General features: G+C 44.6%; 20 protein-coding genes. 17 read left to right on the top strand and 3 right to left on the bottom strand.

Features of this window, described 5'->3' with window-relative positions; genetic code table 11:
- Positions 1-6 precede the first annotated feature (6 nt).
- From obgE to MKY17_RS19810, 4 genes are all read left to right on the top strand, one after another.
- Positions 7-1296: a GTPase ObgE gene (gene obgE / locus MKY17_RS19825; RefSeq protein ID WP_098370078.1), complete on the top strand. Its 1290-nt coding sequence runs from the start codon at positions 7-9 to the stop codon at positions 1294-1296.
- Between the two features lie 40 nt (positions 1297-1336).
- On the top strand, positions 1337-1786 hold the full coding sequence (locus tag MKY17_RS19820) for an ACT domain-containing protein (RefSeq protein ID WP_098370079.1): 450 nt from the start codon (positions 1337-1339) through the stop codon (positions 1784-1786).
- Between the two features lie 130 nt (positions 1787-1916).
- Positions 1917-2792 carry a prephenate dehydratase gene (pheA, locus tag MKY17_RS19815; protein ID WP_098370080.1) on the top strand — a complete coding sequence of 292 codons (876 nt, stop codon included), beginning with the start codon at positions 1917-1919 and terminating at the stop codon, positions 2790-2792.
- A 401-nt stretch (positions 2793-3193) separates the two neighbouring features.
- Positions 3194-3346 (top strand): hypothetical protein, encoded by a 153-nt coding sequence (locus MKY17_RS19810; RefSeq protein WP_339200466.1) that lies wholly within the window; start codon positions 3194-3196, stop codon positions 3344-3346.
- Positions 3347-3534: 188 nt separating this feature from the next.
- Here MKY17_RS19810 and MKY17_RS19805 read toward each other — a convergent pair whose 3' ends face one another.
- The gene (locus MKY17_RS19805; protein ID WP_098370081.1) at positions 3535-4065 is read right to left on the bottom strand and encodes a transcription repressor NadR; all 531 of its coding nucleotides are present in this window, start codon (positions 4063-4065) and stop codon (positions 3535-3537) included.
- 49 nt (positions 4066-4114) lie between these two features.
- Positions 4115-5242, bottom strand: a complete 1128-nt coding sequence (locus MKY17_RS19800; RefSeq protein ID WP_339200463.1) for an IscS subfamily cysteine desulfurase — start codon at positions 5240-5242, stop codon at positions 4115-4117.
- 103 nt (positions 5243-5345) lie between these two features.
- On the opposite strand from MKY17_RS19800, the gene nadB reads away from it, so the two are divergent.
- The 3 genes from nadB to nadA are packed head-to-tail and all read left to right on the top strand — an operon-like array spanning position 5346 to position 8864.
- A complete protein-coding gene (nadB, locus tag MKY17_RS19795; protein ID WP_339200462.1) occupies positions 5346-6929 on the top strand; it encodes an L-aspartate oxidase in 1584 nt (527 codons plus the stop codon).
- Positions 6910-7761, top strand: a complete 852-nt coding sequence (gene nadC / locus MKY17_RS19790) for a carboxylating nicotinate-nucleotide diphosphorylase (RefSeq protein WP_098370084.1) — start codon at positions 6910-6912, stop codon at positions 7759-7761. Before nadB ends, nadC begins: the two co-directional genes overlap by 20 nt.
- The gene (nadA, locus tag MKY17_RS19785) at positions 7758-8864 is read left to right on the top strand and encodes a quinolinate synthase NadA (RefSeq protein ID WP_098370085.1); all 1107 of its coding nucleotides are present in this window, start codon (positions 7758-7760) and stop codon (positions 8862-8864) included. Before nadC ends, nadA begins: the two co-directional genes overlap by 4 nt.
- 88 nt (positions 8865-8952) lie before the next feature.
- On the opposite strand, the gene MKY17_RS19780 is transcribed toward nadA, so the two are convergent.
- Positions 8953-9798 (bottom strand): neutral zinc metallopeptidase, encoded by an 846-nt coding sequence (locus tag MKY17_RS19780; RefSeq protein WP_098370086.1) that lies wholly within the window; start codon positions 9796-9798, stop codon positions 8953-8955.
- Between the two features lie 318 nt (positions 9799-10116).
- Between MKY17_RS19780 and safA the strand changes: the two genes are divergently transcribed.
- From safA to queA, 10 genes are all read left to right on the top strand, one after another.
- Positions 10117-11703: a SafA/ExsA family spore coat assembly protein gene (gene safA, locus MKY17_RS19775; protein WP_339200459.1), complete on the top strand. Its 1587-nt coding sequence runs from the start codon at positions 10117-10119 to the stop codon at positions 11701-11703.
- Positions 11704-11711: 8 nt separating this feature from the next.
- Positions 11712-11969, top strand: a complete 258-nt coding sequence (locus tag MKY17_RS19770) for a hypothetical protein (RefSeq protein ID WP_339200457.1) — start codon at positions 11712-11714, stop codon at positions 11967-11969.
- A 33-nt stretch (positions 11970-12002) separates the two neighbouring features.
- A complete protein-coding gene (locus MKY17_RS19765) occupies positions 12003-12533 on the top strand; it encodes a hypothetical protein (RefSeq protein WP_339200455.1) in 531 nt (176 codons plus the stop codon).
- A complete protein-coding gene (locus MKY17_RS19760) occupies positions 12523-13470 on the top strand; it encodes a phosphotransferase (RefSeq protein WP_179890969.1) in 948 nt (315 codons plus the stop codon). The genes MKY17_RS19765 and MKY17_RS19760 overlap by 11 nt, the downstream gene beginning before the upstream one ends.
- Positions 13471-13572: 102 nt before the next feature.
- Positions 13573-14172, top strand: a complete 600-nt coding sequence (locus MKY17_RS19755; protein ID WP_179890970.1) for a YhcN/YlaJ family sporulation lipoprotein — start codon at positions 13573-13575, stop codon at positions 14170-14172.
- A 110-nt stretch (positions 14173-14282) separates the two neighbouring features.
- Positions 14283-14783, top strand: coding sequence for an intercompartmental signaling factor BofC (locus tag MKY17_RS19750; protein WP_260399621.1), 501 nt, complete (start codon positions 14283-14285; stop codon positions 14781-14783).
- A gap of 375 nt (positions 14784-15158) precedes the next feature.
- Positions 15159-15773 carry a Holliday junction branch migration protein RuvA gene (gene ruvA, locus MKY17_RS19745; RefSeq protein WP_098369652.1) on the top strand — a complete coding sequence of 205 codons (615 nt, stop codon included), beginning with the start codon at positions 15159-15161 and terminating at the stop codon, positions 15771-15773.
- A gap of 11 nt (positions 15774-15784) precedes the next feature.
- Complete coding sequence (gene ruvB, locus MKY17_RS19740) at positions 15785-16783, top strand: Holliday junction branch migration DNA helicase RuvB (RefSeq protein ID WP_098369653.1); 999 nt, start codon at positions 15785-15787, stop codon at positions 16781-16783.
- Complete coding sequence (locus MKY17_RS19735; RefSeq protein ID WP_034308809.1) at positions 16780-16986, top strand: DUF2905 domain-containing protein; 207 nt, start codon at positions 16780-16782, stop codon at positions 16984-16986. The genes ruvB and MKY17_RS19735 overlap by 4 nt, the downstream gene beginning before the upstream one ends.
- Before the next feature lie 38 nt (positions 16987-17024).
- Entirely contained in the window at positions 17025-18053 is a 1029-nt protein-coding gene (gene queA, locus MKY17_RS19730; RefSeq protein ID WP_098369654.1) for a tRNA preQ1(34) S-adenosylmethionine ribosyltransferase-isomerase QueA, read from the top strand.
- The last annotated feature ends 32 nt before the right edge of the window (positions 18054-18085 follow it).

Raw genomic sequence — 18085 nt, 5'->3', positions numbered from 1 at the left:
GATAGCATGTTTGTCGATCAAACGAAAGTCTATGTAAAAGGCGGAGACGGTGGTAACGGGATAGTTGCTTATCGTCGTGAGAAATTCATACCTAAAGGCGGACCTGCTGGCGGAGATGGCGGTAATGGGGCCAATGTCGTTTTTGAAGTGGAAGAAGGCTTGCGTACATTAATGGATTTCCGTTATCAACGTCACTTTAAGGCACCTCGCGGAGAACATGGCATGTCCAAAAACATGCATGGTGCGGCTGCAAAGGATATGGTCATCAAGGTTCCACCAGGCACGGTTGTCATTGATGATAAAACGAAGGAAGTCATTGCTGATTTAGTTGAGCACGGGCAACGCGCCATTATCGCCAAGGGTGGCCGCGGAGGCCGGGGAAATTCCCGCTTTGCTACACCTGCCAATCCTGCACCTGAAATCGCTGAGAACGGCGAACCGGGCCAAGAACGCGATATAGTCATGGAATTGAAACTATTGGCTGATGTCGGTTTGGTTGGTTTCCCAAGTGTAGGGAAATCCACGTTGCTGTCTGTCGTATCAGCAGCAAGGCCTAAAATTGCCGAATACCACTTTACGACGATCGTACCGAACCTGGGAATGGTGGAAACGGAAGATCACCGTAGCTTTGTCATGGCCGATTTACCTGGTCTGATCGAAGGCGCTTCAGAAGGTGTGGGACTTGGACATCAATTCCTGCGCCATATTGAAAGAACAAGGGTAATCGTTCATGTAATCGATATGTCGGGTCTTGAAGGCCGTGATCCATATGAAGACTATCAAACAATCAATAAAGAGTTGGAAGAGTATAACCTGCGCTTGACTGAACGTCCGCAAATCATTGTAGCAAGCAAAATGGATATGCCGGACTCAGAAGATAACTTAGCGGCATTCAAAGAAAAGCTGGAAGAAGACTATCCTGTCTTCCCGATTTCTGCCGTGACGCGTGAAGGGATCCGTGAGCTTCTTTATGCAATTGCCGATAAAATCGAAGAGACGCCTGAGTTCCCTCTTGAACATGAAGAAGAGAATACTGGAATCCACCGGGTTCTATATAAACATACATCACAGTCTGATGAATTTAACATTGAACGCGAACCCGATGGCAGTTTTGCCGTATCAGGATTCAAGATCGAGCGTCTATTCAAAATGACTGACTTCACCCGTGATGAGTCCGTGCGTCGTTTCGCCAGACAGCTTCGATCATTCGGAGTCGACGAAGGCCTTCGCCAAAAAGGTGCGACAAATGGCGATATCGTCCGTATCCTTGAATATGAATTTGAATTTGTTGATTGATTGTAAACCATGATGGCAGGCAAAAGGAGGCGTGCGAAGTTTGAATAAGGCCGATCAGAAGTTTTTCCTCGTTCGAGAGGATGTCCTTCCCGAAGCGATGAAAAAAACGCTGGATGCAAAAGAAATGATTGAACGGGGAAAAGCAGAATCAGTTTGGGAAGCGGTAAAGCGAGTGGACCTAAGCAGGAGTGCATTTTACAAATACCGTGACACGGTTTTTCCGTTTCATACAGTTGTTAAGGAAAAGCTGATTACACTGTTCTTCTATCTCGAAGATCGTTCTGGTACTCTATCGGAGCTCTTACGGCTCGTCGCCTCATCCGGTTGCAACATCATGACCATCCACCAAACGATTCCTTTGCAGGGACGTGCAAATGTCACCCTATCCCTTAATACGGGCGGGATGACGATGGATATTGATGATCTGCTTACTAAACTGCGTAAAATGGAGTTCGTCGAAAAAGTCGAAATCATTGGTAACGGCGCATGAAAACAGCCTGTACATTTCAGATGTACAGGCTGTTTTCATTTGTAAGAGGAAATTAACGATTAAGTATTGTAAAAAATCAGAAAATGGCATAACATAAACAGTAGATTTTCCGTGAGAAGGAGTTTATAATATGACATCAAAAATTGCATTTCTTGGACCAAAAGCAACATTCACGGATTTAGCTGTATCGCGACTATTTCCTAATGATATAAAAATACCGATGAACACGATTCCGGACTGCCTTGATGCTGTTCGGGACGGGGAAGTGAATCACGCGCTCGTGCCGATCGAGAATGCTTTGGAGGGTTCGGTAAATATAACGATGGATTACTTAGTCCATGAAGTCACATTACCGATGAAAGGCGAAGTGACTATTCCAATCCAACAGCATTATATGGTGCATCCAGATCATGCATATCCTGGTTTCAAACCTGACATGGTTTATTCGCATTCCCATGCCATTGCTCAATGCCGCAAATTTCTACATAATGAGCTAAGGGGCATTCCATATGAGTATGTCACATCCACTGCAGCCGCTGCGAAGATGGTGATGGAGAATCCGGATATCAATATTGCTGCGATTGCAAATGATATGGCTGCGGAAGAGTACGGTTTGACGATTGTAAAACAAAATATTCACGATTACGAACATAATCACACCAAGTTTATCGTCGTATCCAACAGTGAAGTCGACTTTGAAGGGCATTTGACCGTTGAAGGGGACAAGAAAACGACCTTGATGATTCAGCTGCCTGCTGACCACTCAGGACAGCTGCACCAAGTCCTTTCCGCTTTTTCCTGGAGGAAATTGAACCTTTCCAAGATTGAATCGAGACCAATGAAAACAGGATTGGGCAATTACTTCTTCATCATCGACATCGAAATGTCTCTTGATGATGTCCTCATTCCAGGAGCGATCTCTGAGCTCGAGGCCTTAGGATGTACGGTTTCGATCATGGGAAGCTATTCATGCTTTAAAGTCCGAACTGGTGTACCGCAACGATGAATGATAAATGGTATAACCTCAGCTGAGTTTTTACAATGAATAAGAAGGGTGCCCCGGGAGTATTTCCGGGGCATTTTTTGTGTTCGTTAAGATTTATAATTCAATATATAGCAATAGGCAGGAAGAAATGCTATTCATTATTTGATTTTGAGGAAGATGACTTTAAAGTTTTTCATGATAAAAAGAGCCTATGATTCTGGATGGAAAACAAACACCGATCGTGATGAAAGCAAATACAATAAGTAAATCCCGTTAGTCCGCCTGTGGAAATAGGAACAGTAATACATACGTTGATGACTAAATCAGTGGAAGCACCTTTTTTATCAAAAATGCAGAGAGAGGGTGGTGGTCAGCAGAGATGGATAATCAATTCAATTTTGTTGCAGGCGATTGGGAATTAGATGCAAGCGATAGGCGGAATTGCCGAACTTAAAAATAGTGTTCTAGAAAAAGACCAAGAAAAGGATGAAAAGGAAGAAGAGCAAGGTAAGGAGCAGGAACTACAAAATATCAATATCCTTATATGGAAGAGAAGCCATCTGATGCTGAATTAATCCAAGCGACGGGAGGCTGGGTTCAGGCGGTCGGGTTCCGTCATTAGTCTTATCGGGCAGTTGAGAAGTAACGAGGAAGAAAACTCCGGGGAAGGCAGCTCAAATGAAAGCAATTCCGTTGATGAGTGAGCATAATGGCCAATAAAAAAATCCTCAAAAGATATGGCTTTTGAGGATTTTGCGTTCATTCAATCGACTAAAATGCCAGCATCCCTTAGAGCACACTCCGCTTCGTCGAGCAATTCTTCAGATGCTGCGCTCAGTGTATGGAGATGGATGCCGCTCGTCAGTTCCGATAAAAAAGATGCGTTCGTTGCCGTCACCCTTGAAAGGAATTGCTGAACTTCCTTCCGGCTGCTGACCATGATGGAAGCGGTTAGGTCGCCGTATACGGGGTGCTCGATTTTGACATCTTTAACCGTGATGCCGATATCCACGAGTAAATATAGCTCTTCTTGGGTCCGTGAAGGATCGTGTTGGCAAGCAATGATCCTTTCCGGCTTTTGCGTGCTCCCCGTTTGTAAGTACAGATAGCCTTGGCTCGTGGCAATGATAGGTTCATTCCGCGCTTTCAGGAGGGTTATGTCACCAACGATAACCTGCCGGCTTACATTCGTTATCTGCGAAAGCTCGCTGCCCGTTACAGGCTCCGCGCTTGTTTGCAATAAATGTAAGAGTTTCGTCCGTCTTTCTTCCCCGAGTAATTTCTTTCTTTCCATAAACATTCACCTCTTTAATTACAAACATTCTAACACAGTTTGGAGGGTTTTATCGAATGGCAGCTATTCCTTCGATGCATTCCGCCAACTTGTGAATGTCGTCCGCCGTCGTGTTTTTGCCAAATGAAAGGCGGACGAATTGATGGGCTTCATCTTTGCTTTTCCCAATGGCCATCATCGTTTTTGAAGGATCCTGTTTACCGATTTGACAGGCGCTTCCCGTCGAAACAGCGAATCCTTTCTGGTTTAATTCCAGCATGATGTACTGTCCTTGCAATCCAGCGAAGGTCAGCGCCAGAATGTGAGGCAATTGCTCGCTTTTTGCTTCGATGATTTGAAAATCAATTTTCCTTTCCGTTAGCCGTTGGATCAATTGCATCCTAAGTGTAGAAATCCGTTTCCGTTCATCTTCCATGATATCCCCCAATTTCTTGGCAGCGGTTACGAAGGAAGCAATTCCGGGTACGTCCACTGTTCCTGGTCTGAAACCATATTCATGAGTGATATTCGGTACCGAAGGCTTCAACCGGTGGATGTCCGGGAAAATGACGGCCCCAGTCCCTTTTGGACCATAAACTTTATGACTGGAAACGGATAATCCATCACATGAGGCAGCTATCTTCCCAAGCGGTAATTTAGCAAATGATTGGACACAATCCACATGAAAAAAAGCCTGGTGTTTTCGAACGATTTCACTTATTTGTTCAATGGGTTGAATGACCCCGATTTCCGAATTCACATGCTGGACAATGACCAAGCATGTTTTCTCCGACATACATTCCTGCAGATGTTCAATATCAACCCGGCCATCTTTCAAATGCCTTAAATAAGTAACCTCGAATCCTTCTAGTTCAAGTTTTTCAACGAAATTGGCAAGAGATGCATGTTCAGTTCTGCTTACAATCAAGTGGTTCTGCCAGGATGGTTTCGAAGCGATGAATGTATTGATGGCAAGCATGTTGCTTTCTGATCCGCCGCTCGTAAAGATGATTCCTTCCTTTTTTATGTTCAGCATTTCTGCGAGTTGCTGCCGTGACATATCCAATAAACGTGCCGCTTCAGAGCCAATATCATGCAAACTGCTCGCATTCCCGAAAAACTTCCGGGAAGCTTGGCTGAATACGTCGAGAGCCTCCTCATCAATCGGAGTTGTTGCGGCGTAATCCAAATAAATCAAGAAATCACTTCCATCCTTTAATCTTAAAAAACTCTTGATAATAGTTTAATAATATGTAAATATAGTTGTCAAGACACCTGTCATAAACAGGAGGAATGAAATAATGGTAAAAGCGGAAATCATCGTGATAGGCAGCGGGATTGCTGCCTTGAAAACGGCATTGGAAGCAAGTGAACATAAGCATGTGATACTCATCACAAAATCAAATATCCGTCATGGTAATTCTTATTTAGCACAGGGCGGGATTGCTGCTGCAATATCTGATCGTGACCGAGTATCCTTTCATAAAAAAGATACGCTGGCGGCTGGTCAGCGATATAACAAGGTGAAGGCAGTGGAAAAGCTCGTCGAAGAGGCACCTTCGGTTATAGCTGAACTTATTGATTCGGGTATGCGATTTGACCATGATGATGACGGAACTCTATTGCTTGGCATGGAGGGCGCCCACAGTGAACGAAGAATCCTTCATAGTCACGGGGATGCTACAGGAAAGTACATGATGGAACATCTTATAGGGCGCTTGAAAAAATCATCGATTACTGTGATGGAGAATGTTGCTGCAGTGGAGTTGATCATAGGGCAAGATGATTCTTGCATAGGAGTCAAAACACTTGATAAGGCAGGGGATCCTGTTGCCTATCATGCGGAACATACGGTTTTGGCTACAGGCGGCTGTGGTTCCCTATACCATTTCACTTCAAATTCACAAACGGTTTCAGGTGATGGAATCGCACTTGCATTCAAGGCCGGTGCAAAAGTTCGTGACATGGAATTCATACAATTCCATCCGACCCTGCTTTTTGTGAATGGCAAAGCGAAAGGGCTCGTTTCAGAAGCGGTTCGCGGGGATGGTGCGAGATTAGTGACGGAAATGGGAAGGCCGATCATGGAGGATGTCCATAGCTTAAAAGATCTAGCACCAAGGCATATTGTTGCACAGACGATTTTTTCTTATTTGCAGCGTGGTGAAAAGGTATTTTTGGATATTTCGATGATTAAGGATTTTAAAAATCGTTTTCCGACAGTGAGCTCATTGTGTGAAAAAAGCGGGCTGGACCTTCAATTGGGAAAAATCCCGGTTGCACCAGGAAACCATTTTCTAATGGGAGGGATTGAAGTGGATGAATCGGGGCAAACCTCTGTACCCTCTTTGTATGCAGTTGGTGAAGTGGCATGCACTGGTGTACATGGTGCAAACCGATTGGCAAGCAACTCCCTTCTCGAAGGATTGGTTTTTGGAAATACGCTTGGCCGTTTCCTAGCTAAAGCCCCGGCAAGGTCGATACCGGAAGAGAAAGAGCAGTCCAAGAGTTCCAGTCAAATTTCCTTTTTACCTGATCTCACGACATTGCAGGAAAAGTTAATGAATGAAGCGGGAATCGTTCGAAATGAAGAGGGTTTAACTCGACTGAAGGATTATCTTGAGACATTTAATATCGAAAAATTGCTGCATATGGAAGTAACGGCATTATCGATACAAGAAATAACGAAAATCAATGCCATAATCGTGGCGTGGCTGATTGCCGAATCCGCATTGACCAGAACGGAAAGCAGGGGCGGTCATTTCCGCAGTGACTATCCAAACGAGGATGACGCCCAATGGCTTGAAAATTCGGTTATCCTTGCTTGCACGGATGTAAAAAACCGAGTGAAAGGGAGACGACTATATGAATATATTGAAGCTTAAGCAGATGCTGCAACAATTTTTAATGGAAGATATAGGGGAATGCGATGTAACGAGTGATACGATTTTTGATCAAGGTGAACAAGGAACTTTGACATTCATCGCAAAAGAAGGCGGGGTCTTTAGTGGAGGGGACGTCATCAAGACGGGATTTGCATTGTTGGATGAGCAAATCGAGGTTTTCCTTTTTGTTCAAGATGGCGAAGTTTTCGAAGAAGGACAGCAGCTTGCGAAAATGACCGGCGATATGGCCTCCCTTTTAAAAGGGGAACGGGTCGTTTTGAATCTAGTGCAGCGTATGTCTGGCATTGCGACACAGGCTCATAAAGCTGCCATGATTTTAGAGGGGACGAAGACGAGAGCATGTGATACGAGGAAAACTACGCCAGGCCTGCGGATGCTTGAAAAATATGCGGTCCGTTCCGGCGGGGCATTCAATCACCGATATGGTCTGTATGATGCAGTCATGATAAAGGACAACCATATTTCTTTCGCTGGGTCCATAACGAAAGCGGTTCAAACGGTAAAATCCAAACTGGGACATACCACTAAAGTTGAGGTGGAAACGGAATCACCACAACAGGTGCTTGAAGCTGTGGAAGCCGGTGCAGATATCATCATGTTCGATAACCGGAGCCCCGAAGAAATCAAGCAACTGATTAAATTGGTTCCCGCCCACATCATAACTGAAGCTTCTGGAGGGATCCATTTAGACAATCTAGCCTCATATCGGGAAACAGGGGTAGATTATATTTCGTTGGGCAGCTTGACGCACAGTGTCAGAGCACTTGATATTAGCGCAAAGGTCAAAGAGCAGGAGGGGATATTGAAATGAACATTTTGGAGATGGCTAAAACAGCAGGAAATGCATTGCCTGAAAAGTATAAAACGATGACAAAGGAAGAGATGGAGAATCGGGTCCATGAGATTAAGAAACGACTGGGGAACCGTCTTTATATCCCAGGTCATCATTATCAACGGGAGGAAGTCATTCAATTTTCGGATTCAACGGGGGATTCACTTCAATTGGCCCAGCTTTCCGCGCAAAATCGCGAAGCGGATTATATCGTGTTTTGTGGCGTGCATTTCATGGCTGAAACAGCGGATATTTTGACGGAAGAAGGGCAGACAGTTATCCTTCCTGACATGCGTGCAGGCTGCTCCATGGCGGATATGGCCGATATTGAACAAACGGAACGGGCGTGGACAAAGCTTCAGGATTTATTTGGCGATACAATCCTTCCGCTAACTTATGTGAATTCCACTGCGGCCATCAAAGCTTTTGTAGGGAAAAATGGCGGGGCGACGGTGACGTCTTCCAATGCACAGGGGATGGTCTCGTGGGCCCTCTCGCAAAAAGAAAGAATCCTTTTTCTTCCCGATCAGCACCTTGGGAGGAATACCGCCTTTGACCTTGGAATCCCATTGAATGAAATGGCTGTCTGGGATCCGCATAAGGATGAATTGATCTATGAAGGGGAACTGGAAGATCTGAAGGTACTTCTTTGGAAAGGACATTGTTCAGTCCATGAAAATTTCACTACGGCGAATATTGAAACGCTTAGAGCGGAGCAGCCTGAAATGAATATCATCGTTCATCCCGAATGTCGCCGTGAAGTAGTCGCCTTGTCAGATTATGCGGGTTCGACATCGTATATTATAAATATGATCGAAAAAGCCGAACCAGGTAGTTCTTGGGCAATCGGCACGGAAATGAACCTTGTCAAGCGTCTTATCGCCAATAATCCTGACAAGAACATCATCTCGTTAAATCCGAATATGTGTCCATGTCTTACAATGAACCGGATTGATCTGCCTCACCTGCTATGGGCGCTTGAATCCATTGAAGAAGGTATCATCATCAATCCGATAAAAGTGGAAAAGAACATTGCGGATAATGCCATCCTAGCATTAAACAGAATGCTCGAGCGCGTTTGAGTCAGTGCTTTCTAAAAAGATTTTGGATCATAATAAAAAGGGGGATTAGACCCCCTTTTTATTATGTAATCGAAACAGGTAAGAACTTTTAAAGGTTATTCGCTTTAAAAGTATTGCCTTCATTCATATCACCGGATTTAAATCCTTTATTGAACCACCGTTTCCTCTGTTCGGAAGTACCATGCGTGAAGCTGTCTGGCACCACGTACCCTTGTGCTCTTTCTTGGATACGGTCATCCCCCACACCACTTGCTGCATTCAAGGCCTCCTCAAGATCGCCTTCTTCAAGCAAATTCTCTCCTTGGACATGATGTGCCCAAACTCCAGCCAAATAATCGGCCTGTAATTCAAGACGTACAGAAAACCTATTATATTCGGTCTCGCTGACCTTTGAACGATCGGGCATTTCCTTTTCCGTTGTCCCTAGAAGTGTCTGAACGTGATGTCCGACTTCGTGGGCAATGACATAGGCCATGGCGAAATCCCCGGGTGCCTGGAATTCTTGCTTTAACTCTTGATAAAAGCTGAGATCAATATATAGTTTCATGTCACCCGGACAATAAAATGGCCCTACCGAAGAAGCTGCCATCCCGCATGCCGATTCGACACTACCCGAATACAGGACAAGGTTCGGTTCCTTATATTCCAGTCCATTTTTACGGAATTCTTCTGTCCAGACCTGCTCCGTTTCTGCTAGGACGACAGATACAAACTGCGCAAGTTCCTTCTCTTCATCAGTTTCGACATAAGAGCCGCCATTGTTTGATTCAGTGGAATTCAAGCTGCCTAGCAATTCGCTTGGATTACCGCCAAGGAGCGTCACGATCAAGACAATTACCAATCCGACCCCTCCGCCGATTCCGGCCATGCCTTTTGTGCTCATGCCTCTTTTGTCCTCGACGTTCGAGCTGCCCTGTCTACCTTTCCATTTCATTATTATTACCCCCAGGGATGTAAGATAAGTACCTGAAGACAAAGCCTTAGGTCATTACTTTCTTATACCCGGATTTCCCTGAGTTTAGACAGAAGCCTGAAAGAAGCGTTTCAGGAATGGAATCCAAAGGGGTGAATTTCCTTTTACGAGATGTCCCATCATTTATTTCCTCTCCAAAAAAGTACCTTCTATGTCCCTAAATCATTGATCCAATCATAAAAGTCATTTTTCACGCATATGTTTTCATGATAAAAATAATAGCAATTCACCCACTGCTTCATAGAATATATGGACATATGCACAGGAGGGGTTAACAGCGTGAAAATTCATATAGTCCAAAAAGGCGATACACTTTGGAAACTCGCCAAAAAATACGGCGTCAGTTTTGAAGAACTTAAAAAAGTTAACGCACAATTAAGCAACCCGGACATGATGATGCCTGGAATGAAAATTAAAATACCAGGGACATCCGGAGCTGTAATAAAAGAAACGGGTAAACCAAACGTGAATATTCAGCCGGGAATGAAAGAATCCCAAACTCAACAGTTCCAGCCTCAGTCAGCACCTAAGAAAGAGCAGCAAATTATGCAAAAACCGGCTGTTAAAGAACAGCCGAAATTTCAACAACCAGTAAAAGAACAGCCGAAATTTCAACTGCCGGTAAAAGAGCAGCCAAAATTTCAACAGCCGATAAAAGAGCAACCTATCATTCAAAAACCAGTAAAAGAGCAGAAAATCGTTCCACAGCCAGTTAAGAAAGAGCAGAAAATCGTTCAGCCAAAGCCAATCATTAAAGAAAAGCAAGTAATCGTTCCAAAAGAAGTGCCAGTGCCCATGCCGGTGATTCCGGAGATCGACATCAATAATTATTATATGGTCAACATGACCAATATGAGTGTGCAAAAGCCTCCAGCACCACCACCTTTACCAAAGAAAAAAGAAGAGCCAGTAACCAAAAAGAAGAAAAAGCCAGCTGTACAGCCAGCTCAGGAATATAGTGAGCCGGTGGATGATTGTATTCCAGTAACGCCAATCTTGCCTGGAAGCGGTCATTGTATTCAGCCGCCACCATGGGCGCAAATGCACATGCAAGGTATGCAACAAGCACCATATCAAGGCGCACAAGGGTATCAGGCGGCTCCGGAAATACAAGGTTATCAAATGATGGAAGAGAGCTCTGATACATGGGTGGAATCTCCTGACATGCAAATGATGGATCAAGGATTCGTCCAAGGGGCGAGCATGAATGCAACAAGCCAGCAACATTATCCATATCAAGCCTCTGCACCGGTTCCGCACCATTATTATGGAGGGATGAATCAACAAGCTCAGGCAGCAGGTTCATATATGCAACAAGATTATGAGTCACCAGGCGAATCGCCTTCTTCATACAATCAAAACTACCCTCAGCATTATTCCCAGACTGCCGGTGAGGATGAGGAGGATTGCGGCTGTAATAAGGGGTTACTTGGAACTTATGGGCCGGGAGTGAAGGGGCAGTATCAAGGGAACAAAAAAATGGATGCCAATGCACATCACCATCCAGATTATCACCAATATCAATCCGTTCAATCACAGCAGCAGGCCCCATACCCAGGGATGTCACCGAAACAGTCTCAGATGGGAATGGAGATGCCATTCCAATATGAAGATGAGTCAGAAGAATCATATGACATGATGATGGGCGGCCAAAACCCAGGCCAGCCAGGTATGATGATGGGCGGCCAAAACCCAGGTCAGCCAGGTATGATGATGGGCGGCCAAAACCCAGGTCAGCCAGATGATGATGGGCGGCCAAAACCCAGGCCAGGAGATGATGATGGGCGGCCAAAACTTCCAATGATGATGGGCGGCCAAAACCCAGGTCAGCCAGATGGGCGGCCAAAACCTATAGGCAGCCAGTAGGTATGATGATGGGCGGCCAAAACGGAAAAACCCAGGCCAGCATGATGATGGGCGGCCAAAACCTATGCCACATGATGATGGGCGGCCAAAACAAAATGATGATGGGCGGTCAAAACCAGGTCAGCCGGATGGATGATGGGTGGTCAAAACCCATACCAGCAGTTGGGTGGCCAAAACGGAGGCCAGCCAATGCAGACATGATGATGGGCAGCCAAAACCCATATCAGTCAGGTATGATGATGGGCGGCCAAAACCCAGGTCAATGATGGGCGGGCGGTCAAAACCCAGGTCAATGCATGATGCCGAGACAATTTGGTGGTCAGCCGGACATGATGATGGGCGGCCAAAACCCAGGTCCGAGACAATTTGGTGGTCAGCCGGACATGATGATGGGCGGTCAAAACCCAGGTCAGCCAGGTATGATGGGTGGTCAAAACGGAGGCCAGCCAGGTATGATGTTCGGCCAAAACCCAGGTCAGCCAGGTATGATGCCGAGACAATTTGGTGGTCAGCCGGACATGATGATGGGCGGTCAAAACCCAGGTCAGCCAGGTATGATGTTCGGCCAAAACCCAGGCCAGCCAGGTATGATGCCGAGACAATTTGGTGGTCAGCCGGACATGATGATGGGCGGCCAAAATGGAGGCCAACCAGGGATGATGCCGGGACAATTTGGTGGTCAGCCAGACATGATGCGCGGTCAGCTTGGTGGTCAGCCGGAAGCTATGTTACCTGGACAAATGGGAGGCCAGCCAGGCCAATTCGGGGGCGTTCGTGCGCCTGAAACATTTGGGATACCGACATATGTAGATGAAAGCGATGACTACTAATTATCAAGGAGACAGTGTCTTTAACACTCGTCTCCTCTCTTATTTAAATCGTAAGCCAAAGAAAGTCCACCATATTCAAAGCAGTGTCTATTTATTAACTTTTGAAAAGGGTCATCCTATGATCCTTAAAGGATTCGACAGTTTTGAAAAATGGGATCGGCAAAGGGAATTGACTTCTTTGTTAAAACAAAAGGGATTTCATCAAACGTATTATATTCATCAGAATCTAATGCCCTTTCAATTTAAAGAGAAATGGTATGGCAGTATGGACTATTTTCCGCCGAGTAAGAAAAAATTCAGATACTCCAATAATAAGGACCGCTTAGAGGGCATTCAGTTACTGGAAAGCTTCCATGATGTGTCGGAACATATCTCCATTAACGCTCCTGTGTTCAATCAATCAAAAAAGTGGAAAGAACGCTTATCACTATTTAAAAAGAACTTTTCATATGTTCGCCAATATGTTTCCGAAGATATTATCAAGGAATGGATTAGATGGGGTGAATGGTCGCTAGAGGGGTTTGATAAAAATCAGTCTTTATGGAATAAGGAAAAGAAAGTCATCATTCATGGTGATTGTGCCCACCATAATTTCTTGCGGAGGGCGGACGGCACTTTGACCTTAATCGATTTTGACTTAATGGCGAAAGCCCCGAGGTGCATAGATTATTTACAGTATGCAAATCGAATTTCGCCTCATTTGGATGATGCGGCCACCGAACTGTGGGAAGTTCCGCAGATGCAAAGGTATCAGTCAGACCTGGCCTTTTTATATGCTTTAACTTATCCTACCGATATTTTCCGTGAATGGAATCGTCTTAATAAAAGTTCTTCCCAGCTTCATTCGGTCTGGAAAATGACCGTGGAAGGTTTTTCGGAGCGGATGGAGATGAATGAAAAATTGGCGGAAAGGATTTCTTCCCTTAATAGGAATTAAAACGGGATTTTGGCCGTATCTTACAGAGTACATTTCCCGTTCGACACCCATGCTAATTATGAGCGGAATATAGCTCATTCTATTGCAATGGGAGGGTTATTGGTGCAGAAAATAAAATGGGCACATCCGCTTTGTACGGTATTGGCCGCCGTCAGTTTGGTTGGATGTGCTAATAATAATGCAGCGGAAAATGAAAATATCACCAATGATACAGGGTACAATAAAAAAGATGCATTGGTACGCAACATCAATTATGAGAATATGGTGCAAGGTTTATACGATAAAGATGATGCGTACAGTAAGAGTGATCGTAACTACCATGGACATGAAAGTAAACCGCTTAAGGCAAAATCATCTTATTATAATTCTTATGAAGGTGCTTTTGCCGATAAAGTAAATGGTATCGCCAATAAAATGGAGCCGGTCATCGATGCCAGGACAATCATCATGAAAGATGAAATGCTGGTAGCCTTGCGGCTTGATGACTACAGCCAAGCAAAAGATGTTAAAGAAAGAATCAAGACGGAAATCGGACCCCTTACCAATGGCCGTACCCTATATGTAACCACCGATGAAGGTGTCTATTTCAGGACGATGACACTTGATAACAATCTTCGGGATGGGGATACGAGGGAAATGATCATTTTGGATGCCAATGACTTGTTCGATAACCTTAACATTCACGAAAATCACTTAAAATAATTAGTGGGCTGACCCAATACGGAGTCAGCTCTTTTTGATTTTTTTCTGGTTAATAATCCTTATTTGGGGTCAAACTACATAAAAAGTAAACGCCTTAAGAGGTGAATATATTGATTAATCAACTTAGAATCCAATTTTTCGTGACGCTTTTCATATTGCCAATTTGCTTAACCGTTTTTGCCGAAGAAACCGTTCAAAAGGAAAATGATCCTATTGAAAGGAAGGTCATTCTTCAGCGTATGTATCTGGATGGCGAATTAAGTGAAGAGAAATTGACAGAAACAATTTGGTCGATGGAGGATTTTTGGTCAAAATATGAAGGATGGAAAGTGGTCGATCAAAATGAAGAGCAGATTGTCATGAAGAAAATTGAAAATGACATATCTCCGCTTTTAAAAGCGAATGGTTACCTTGGGATGAGGGAAGATGGTACGTTATCCATTTTTATCGGAAGGCCCGAGCATGCCAAGATCATTCATACTTTCTACCAAATAGACGTTGGTAAACTTGAAGCATACAAGCAGGAGGAACTGCAAAAAGGGATTCCAATCATGAATAAAGACCAATATAAACAGCTCATTAAAGAGTATGAGCCATATTCGTTAAATTAGGATGGGATGACACCCATCCTCCAGACTGTAGGTACACTCGATGAAAATCGGGTTTGTCTGCAGTTTTTTAGGGTTTGTACAATTTGAACGTTGACTCCAGGCACTCGCTTTCCTCCCTCTGCGCCTTTATGCCACGGTCTCCCCTGGACGCACTTTCCCCGCAGGAGTCTCGCACACCCGTTCCAATACCTTGTTTAAAATATAGATAGAACCCCATTTGTCTACAAACTGTAGGAAGGGATAATACCTCAAATGTAATGAAACGGGATATCCTTTATTGTAAAAGTCTTTGCGCCTACTAAATAACTTTTAATGAACAACACCCCCTTTTTATGATAAAATGAGAGGTACAGCAAAATCAGGGAGAGAATTAATTTGTATGATTATATAAAAGGCAAGGTCGATTATATTGGGCCTGAATACATAGTTGTGGAAAATGGGGGGATCGGATATCAAGTGATGACACCGAATCCTTTTATTTTTTCCGCTCAATACCAGAAAGAAATTCAAGTATTCCTGTATCATTATGTTCGTGAGGATATGGCCGCATTATACGGGTTTCAGACTCGTCAAGAAAAGGCGTTATTCACAAAATTATTGAATGTAACGGGAATCGGGCCGAAGGGTGCTCTAGCCATATTGGCATCAGGCCAGGTTGATCAGGTGGTACAGGCGATCGAAAATGAAGATGAATCGTTTTTGGTGAAATTCCCGGGAGTAGGAAAGAAAACGGCACGGCAGATGATTCTCGATTTAAAAGGGAAACTTGAGAACATTATTCCGGATGCGTTTCCAAGCTTGTTTAACGAAGGCGTAACGGCTGCACTCAGTCCAAATGGCTATACGGAGGAATTGGATGAAGCCATTCTTGCATTGAAGGCTCTTGGTTATTCTGAAAAGGAAATCCAAAAGGTTGCCAAGAAATTGCAGGCTGAAGATATGACGACCGAGCAATATATTAAGAAAGCATTGCAAATGATGTTAAGATAAGGAGTGGCGCAATGGAGGAGAGAATATTCAATCAGGAAGCCGATTTGAACGAACTGTCCTTTGAACAAAGCCTGCGGCCTCAAAACTTAAAGCAATATATCGGACAGGATAAAGTGAAAGCGAATTTAAGTGTATACATCGAAGCGGCAAGGATGCGTGAAGAAACGCTCGATCATGTACTTTTATATGGACCGCCTGGTCTTGGAAAGACGACGCTTGCCGTCATCATCGCCAATGAAATGGGTGTAAATATCCGCACGACTTCCGGTCCCGCCATTGAGCGGCCGGGAGATCTGGCGGCCATTTTGAGTGCACTTGAACCAGGTGATGTATTGTTCATCGATGAGATTCACCGTCTTCCACGTGTAGTTGAAGAAGTGCTATATCCGGCTATGGAGGACTTTTGTCTGGATATTGTAGTCGGTAAGGGACCGGAAGCCCGTTCGATCAGGATCGACTTGCCGCCGTTCACCCTCGTAGGGGCCACGACGCGTGCAGGCTCATTGTCTGCACCGCTCAGGGACCGTTTTGGCGTTTTGAGCCGTCTTGAATATTATACGGAACCCCATTTGACTGATATCATCATCCGTACAGCAAGAATCATGGATACGGAGATGGATGATCAAGCAGCAGCCGAGCTTGCAAGAAGGTCAAGGGGCACCCCGAGAATTGCCAATCGGCTTTTACGGAGGGTCCGGGATTTCGCCCAGGTGCGCGGCGATGGTACGATAACGGCCGAGCTTGCCGATTATGCGCTTGAATTAATGCAGGTCGACCGTTTAGGACTCGATCATATTGACCATAAATTACTTAAAGGGATCATTGAAAAATTCCGTGGCGGACCAGTGGGTCTGGAAACGATTGCGGCAACGATTGGCGAAGAGGCACATACGATCGAAGATGTGTATGAACCATATCTGTTACAAGTCGGTTTTCTTCAGCGTACCCCAAGAGGCCGGATGGCAACACAGCTAGTTTATGAGCATTTCGGCATGGAGATGCCTGAATGATGAATATACCAAAGATGGTTATGATTCTGGGTGTAATTATATTCGTGATTGGATTTGCGATGAAATATATTCATCTCGGCAGGCTGCCGGGAGATATTTTTCTGAAAAAGGGGAATACGACGTTTTACTTTCCTATCGTTACATCAATCATCGTCAGTGTTGTGTTGTCCGCCATTTTTTATTTGATCGGCCGTTTTAAATAATGATTACAGCTTGATAGACACGTAAGGAAGTGGAACAGATGAAATTGGATATGTTTGATTTTCATTTACCGGAGGAACTAATTGCCCAAGTTCCTTTGGAAGATAGGGAAGCCAGCAGATTGATGGTGCTGGACAAAGAAACCGGTAAGCTCCAGCATGATGTATTCAGCCATATCACGGAATATATCAAACCGGGAGATTGCCTGGTGTTGAATGATACGAAGGTGCTTCCGGCCCGACTATACGGCAGTAAAGAAGGAACCGGTGCAAAAATCGAAGTATTGCTGCTTAAGCAAGAGCGTGATGATGTATGGGAAACGCTTGTGAAGCCGGCCAAACGGATTAAAGTAGGCTCGACAATCGTTTTTGGCGATGGTAAGCTGAGTGCCGTCTGTACAGGCGTGCTCGAGCATGGCGGCCGAATCCTTGAATTTAAATATGATGGCATATTTTATGAAATACTGGAGAAGCTTGGCGAAATGCCGTTACCTCCATACATCAAGGAACAGCTCGACGACCAGGACCGCTATCAAACGGTATATGCGCGTGAACGGGGATCTGCAGCGGCACCTACCGCTGGCCTGCATTTTACGGAGGATTTGCTTGAGAAACTTAAAGGGATGGGTGTCCACATCGCCTTCATCACGCTGCATGTCGGGCTTGGTACATTCCGTCCAGTAAGTGTCGACGATATTGACAGCCACGAAATGCATTCGGAATTTTATCAAATGACGGAAGGCACAGCCAGATTACTGAATGATGTGAAAGATAAAGGCGGGAAAATCATTACGGTCGGCACAACGTCCACAAGGACATTGGAAACGATTGCGTCCCGCAATGATGGGGTTTTCAAGGAAGAGAATGGCTGGACGAGCATCTTCATTTATCCTGGTTATGAGTTCAAAGGGATCGATGCGATGATAACGAACTTCCATTTGCCCAAATCGACTTTAATCATGCTTATTTCTGCACTTGCAGGCAGGGAGCATGTCCTTCATGCCTATGAAACGGCTGTGGAAGAAAAATACAGGTTCTTTAGTTTTGGAGATGCAATGTTAATTAAGTAATATAAGAGTGAGAAGCTCTTGAAGGGAGTTAT

The sequence above is a fragment of the Peribacillus sp. FSL P2-0133 genome, assembly GCF_037975445.1.
Taxonomy (GTDB): domain Bacteria; phylum Bacillota; class Bacilli; order Bacillales; family DSM-1321; genus Peribacillus; species Peribacillus simplex_E.
The sequence above is the reverse complement of the archived record's forward strand: the minus strand, read 5'-3'. Positions and strand labels throughout refer to the sequence as shown.

Bases quoted from the DNA above. Each gene is read 5' to 3' on its own strand.
- obgE (WP_098370078.1), top strand. From the start codon at position 7: ATGTTTGTCGATCAAACGAAAGTCTATGTAAAAGGCGGAGACGGTGGT.
- pheA (WP_098370080.1), top strand. From the start codon at position 1,917: ATGACATCAAAAATTGCATTTCTTGGACCAAAAGCAACATTCACGGAT.
- MKY17_RS19810 (WP_339200466.1), top strand. From the start codon at position 3,194: ATGCAAGCGATAGGCGGAATTGCCGAACTTAAAAATAGTGTTCTAGAA.
- MKY17_RS19805 (WP_098370081.1), bottom strand. From the start codon at position 4,065: ATGGAAAGAAAGAAATTACTCGGGGAAGAAAGACGGACGAAACTCTTA.
- nadB (WP_339200462.1), top strand. From the start codon at position 5,346: ATGGTAAAAGCGGAAATCATCGTGATAGGCAGCGGGATTGCTGCCTTG.
- nadC (WP_098370084.1), top strand. From the start codon at position 6,910: ATGAATATATTGAAGCTTAAGCAGATGCTGCAACAATTTTTAATGGAA.
- nadA (WP_098370085.1), top strand. From the start codon at position 7,758: ATGAACATTTTGGAGATGGCTAAAACAGCAGGAAATGCATTGCCTGAA.
- MKY17_RS19780 (WP_098370086.1), bottom strand. From the start codon at position 9,798: ATGAAATGGAAAGGTAGACAGGGCAGCTCGAACGTCGAGGACAAAAGA.
- MKY17_RS19770 (WP_339200457.1), top strand. From the start codon at position 11,712: ATGGGCGGCCAAAACGGAAAAACCCAGGCCAGCATGATGATGGGCGGC.
- MKY17_RS19765 (WP_339200455.1), top strand. From the start codon at position 12,003: ATGCCGAGACAATTTGGTGGTCAGCCGGACATGATGATGGGCGGCCAA.
- MKY17_RS19760 (WP_179890969.1), top strand. From the start codon at position 12,523: ATGACTACTAATTATCAAGGAGACAGTGTCTTTAACACTCGTCTCCTC.
- ruvB (WP_098369653.1), top strand. From the start codon at position 15,785: ATGGAGGAGAGAATATTCAATCAGGAAGCCGATTTGAACGAACTGTCC.
- MKY17_RS19735 (WP_034308809.1), top strand. From the start codon at position 16,780: ATGATGAATATACCAAAGATGGTTATGATTCTGGGTGTAATTATATTC.
- queA (WP_098369654.1), top strand. From the start codon at position 17,025: ATGAAATTGGATATGTTTGATTTTCATTTACCGGAGGAACTAATTGCC.